3 protein-coding genes and 3 pseudogenes are annotated in these 4,245 nt (G+C 57.3%); 3 read left to right on the top strand and 3 right to left on the bottom strand.

Annotated features, from left to right (window positions below; all coding sequences use genetic code 11):
* Positions 1–266, top strand: a pseudogene (locus AC1DUU_RS24700) (IS5/IS1182 family transposase); the annotation flags it as partial.
* Positions 267–416: 150 nt separating this feature from the next.
* Here AC1DUU_RS24700 and AC1DUU_RS24695 read toward each other — a convergent pair.
* Together AC1DUU_RS24695 and AC1DUU_RS24690 are read right to left on the bottom strand one after the other, a co-directional pair.
* On the bottom strand, positions 417–1,298 hold the full coding sequence (locus AC1DUU_RS24695; RefSeq protein WP_476786013.1) for an NmrA family NAD(P)-binding protein: 882 nt from the start codon (positions 1,296–1,298) through the stop codon (positions 417–419).
* 77 nt (positions 1,299–1,375) lie between these two features.
* The gene (locus AC1DUU_RS24690) at positions 1,376–2,059 is read right to left on the bottom strand and encodes a helix-turn-helix transcriptional regulator (protein WP_476786012.1); all 684 of its coding nucleotides are present in this window, start codon (positions 2,057–2,059) and stop codon (positions 1,376–1,378) included.
* A gap of 232 nt (positions 2,060–2,291) precedes the next feature.
* Between AC1DUU_RS24690 and AC1DUU_RS24685 the strand changes: the two genes are divergently transcribed.
* Positions 2,292–3,050, top strand: a complete 759-nt coding sequence (locus tag AC1DUU_RS24685; protein WP_476786011.1) for an SDR family oxidoreductase — start codon at positions 2,292–2,294, stop codon at positions 3,048–3,050.
* Between the two features lie 476 nt (positions 3,051–3,526).
* A pseudogene (locus AC1DUU_RS24680) lies at positions 3,527–3,678 on the top strand (IS30 family transposase); the annotation flags it as partial.
* A gap of 52 nt (positions 3,679–3,730) precedes the next feature.
* Here the strand turns inward: AC1DUU_RS24680 and AC1DUU_RS24675 are convergent.
* A pseudogene (locus AC1DUU_RS24675) lies at positions 3,731–4,245 on the bottom strand (IS6 family transposase); the annotation flags it as partial.

Below are 4,245 nucleotides of genomic sequence, written 5' to 3'. Positions count from 1 at the left end.
AGACCGAAGCCCGCGGCCAAAGAGACGATCACATAGCATCGATCGATAAAGATGGCCGTCTGAGTTGGCAGACGTCCACTGGCTACGGCAAACGCGCCTTGGTTGAAACGGCAATAGGTCGATACAAGAGGATCATCGGGCCGCGCTTGCGGGCACGATCGTTTCCGGCTCAGCGCACAGAGGTAGCCATCGGCTGCTCTGTCCTCAATCGCATGCTGGCATGCGGATACCCGAAATCCGTTCGGTGCAAGACGAAGACGAAATGAGGAACGCTTCCATAGACTGAATTGCGGCCAGGAACCGATCCGTGCACCAACGCCTAGGGAAGCGAAACCATTGACGCAAATCACCTAAGATTTGGAGCGGCGCGTAAATCAGCTGCGAAAGCTGCCGCAGAAGTCAGGAGTTTTACCAGGTCACCTATGATGCCGATCTTCGACACCGACGCCCAAGAAGGATCGAATATACTCGCGGAGGGATGTTTGCCCTCTCACCGGCTCATCGTTTGCATCGGTTTGTCCGTCGATCACCTTGCCGGTCATACATGCATAGGACGCTGCAGTTTTTGCCGAAAACCCAAACTGCTCGAATGACTCTTTCAGCGCGTCGCGTGAAATTTCCTGAACTTCGACTTTCCGGCCGACGGCATTGCTGAAGGCATCTGCGACGTCTTGCGTGGTATATCGCTCAGGGCCTTCGATATGCTGGATACCAGTATTCGAGACAGGTTCCATAAGCCGCCGGGCGGCCGCCTGCCCGAGATCCCTGGGCGCGACCATCGGTAGGACCAGAGCGGCGGAGAAAAAGCTGGGCAAAGCCCCGTTCGCTCGGACAGCTTCGGCCATGCCCGTCCAGTTGCTCATGTAGTATGCGCCGCGATTGATAGCGACCGGAATTGGCTGGGCGAGCAGCTTTCGTTCCAACTCATGAAGCACGGTCAGGTCCCCACAGCGTTCGCCCTCGAAAGCTCCATAGGTGGATTGCGCAACAACCTTTTCGAGACCGGATCCCTCCAGAGCGGCAATGATTGCGGCGACATTCTTGCGCTCTTCAATGTCCGTGTCCGTTGACGGATCAGCGGGTGGGTTCAGCAGGAACGCGCGCTTGCCGGCGCGAAATATCTTCCGCAGAGTATCCACGTCGCGAATATCGGCCACGGCGATCCGGGCGCCCTCCTTTTTTAGATCAGCGCCGTGATCCTGGACATGCGTGACAATCGTTACATCCTGTCCAGCGTCCAGCAGAGCGCGTGCTGTCGCGGAGCCGACCCGACCCGTCCCTCCAAGAATGATGTGCATGACGGTCTCCCTTGTTCTTGCGTGAGACAAAGGATTAACATCCTGTTTGGACAGAAATTGTCAGGAGTATTGCCAGGTCAGAGATTGGCCTGCGGCTCTAGGAGCCGATACTCCGCCAGAAGACTGCGGCGGGATCGCGGCAGAGGGTCTGGCAACGCTTGAAGCTCTACGATGCGGTCGATGCGGAAATGGCGGAAGGCGTCTCGGGTTTCACACCATGCTGCCAATATCTCCGCTTGGTCAAAGAAGCCCAACGCTACGGGCCAGACAGTGCGGTTGAGCGCTCTTCCGTCACCAGCTCCATACTTGATCCGCAATTTCCTCTGGTCTCGCATTGCCGCGCGGACCGTCGCCAGTTCTGTCAGCTTGCCGCTGCCCGAAGGACCCACCGTGAGTCCGTTGGAGCGCATTGCCGCTGCGATATCATCTCCCATTCCATCAGTAATCTTGACCAACACGGTGTCGGCCGCTGCGGCGATGCTATCGTCACCGCGCGCCGCGACGAACCGAAGCCCCAGCAAGATCGCATCGGCCTCGATTTGGGTCAGTGCCATCGGAGGAAGAAAGAAGCCTGGCCGTAAAATGAAGCCGATCCCGGCTTCGCCTTCCACGGAAACACCCAGCTCCACCAGCGTTTCCATGTCGCGGTAGATCGTGCGTTCGGACACGCCAAACAGGTTCGCAAGGGTCTGAGCGGTCACCGCAGTCCGCCGTTCCCGCAGCACCTGAAGAAGTCTAAGAAGTCGGCCAGAGCGTTGCATGATGTTTGAAATACCCGCTTTCAGGCACCGCGAATAGCTGCGTTGGATAGCGTCCGTATGCGTGGGTCCGGTCGCACAAATCCTGATTTCACGCCGGTGCTTTATTCAATCGCAGAAATTAGTGACAMCGATGCCCTATTTCCACGAAAGATAATTTGAAGGCATAAATCGGGTGGCCGCGCCATCTGCCGCGCCGCTAGACAGCCATGACGCAATATTCAGGAGACACGTCATGGAACTGGAAAACAAGACTATCATCGTCACCGGCGCGAGCAGCGGGATCGGCGCGGCGGCGGCGCGGCTATTTGCATCCGAAGGGGCCAATGTAGTTCTAGGCGCGCGCCGATCCGGGGAGCTTGAAACCCTTGCGGAAGCGATCACTCAAGCCAATGGCAGAGCCGTGGTTTTAGCCGGCGACGTAAAGGATGAAGGCTACGCCGATGCTCTTGTCTATCTCGCGACAAACGAGTTCGGCGGGCTGGACGGCGCATTCAACAATGTCGGCATCGTGGGCGAGATGCAGCCTGTCCCGGATATGAGCCTCGGCAATTGGACCGATGTGATTTCGGTCAATCTGACGGGTGCCTTCCTGGCCGCCAAGGCGCAGATACCGGCAATGAAGGCGCGCGGGCAAGGCTCGATCGTCTTCACCTCGTCATTTGTAGGCTTCAGCAACGGTGGCATGCCGGGCATGGGAGCCTATGCGGCATCCAAGGCGGGATTGATCGGTTTGGCCCAGTCGCTGGCATCGGACCACGCCGTCGAGGGCATACGCATTAATGCGCTATTGCCGGGCGGTACGATCACGCCAAGCGGGGGTGAAGGAAATCCGGCCGCTTTGGAGTTCATCGCCGGCTTGCATCCCATGAAGCGGATGGCGACCGCCAAGGAGATTGCGCAGGCAGCCTTGTTCCTCCTTTCTGATCGATCCAGCTTCATGACCGGGAGTCCAATGATCGTAGATGGCGGAATGTCCGTTCGGTTGGCATAATGATCGCAAAAATGCCCTCCGAATGGCCAAGACCGTCATTCGGAGCGGCGTTGACGGAACATCGCTGCCTCAGTGACCCTGCGATGCAGGAGTGCGTCAAATTCGGGATTCTGGCCGGTTTGCTGATCGCAGGTCTGGCGGGCTACATCATCTTGAGGCTCACCTATCGCAGGAAGGCCGCAGCGGCGTCGTAGAAATCCTAAAACTCGTTACGTCAGGGTTTCGGGATTCTCACGACAAAATTGTTTAGACCTCAAGTCAGAAACGCTCAAGCATGTTTTTGAGCAGGCATTTGGCAACGCCAAATTCTTAACGAGCATTTTGCACCATGATTAAGAACCCGACCGAAGTCTTCATGGCACATTTGCGCGAGGGTGGCTGATACCCTACCCTCCCAACCGGCATGATGCACTTGGCGTAGATTCTCCAAAGCACCATTTTAGAAATGCGACACGGGAAATTTCCCGAATGCCACGATTGCCGACGACACGAGCAAAGAGCGTCGGCGCAAATTAGAAGGCTCAGGCGCTATCCGGAATTCCGCGAACTAGTCATCGAGCAGCTGAAGTCACATTGGTCGCCGGAACAGATCGCAGGCCGTGGGCCGATGGGGTCAGTCTCGGTGGTTGTGTCGCAAATTTCTTAGGAGCGCTGATCTTCGCCCGTTGACCTCGGAGCGATCAGGCGGCCAGTTGACTGAATTGCTGAAATGGACGCAATTCGGGCGTGAACTGCCCCTTGCGGATCATGTTGACAGGCTCGATGCCGGCGATGGTCGAGGCCGCTGCAGCAAACGACTTGAAGCCGGACATCGGGCGGACGCGTCGCTTGATGAAGCGATGATCCTGCTCGACAATGTTATTGAGATATTTGATCCGCAGCATCTCGATTGGAACCGGGCATCCGAACCGCTTCAGCATACGATTGATAGCGTTGATCCCGGCCGTGTTTGCGTACGCGGCAGGCCGTTCGCCTCAAGTGCTCGTGCGAAGAATTTCGTCGCTGCGGCCTTGTTGCGGCGCTTTGACAGCATGAAGTCGAGGGTCTGACCGAACTTGTCGACCGCACGGTAGAGATAGACCCATTCCCCTTTCACACGGATATAGGTCTCATCCATCCGCCAGGATCGATCCGTGGCGTGCTTGCGATGGCGGCTTCATCGTCCATGAGCCCGGCATAGCGGACAACCCATCGT

The sequence above is a fragment of the Aminobacter sp. P4_H6_2 genome (assembly GCF_056400805.1).
The sequence above is the reverse complement of the archived record's forward strand: the minus strand, read 5'-3'. Positions and strand labels throughout refer to the sequence as shown.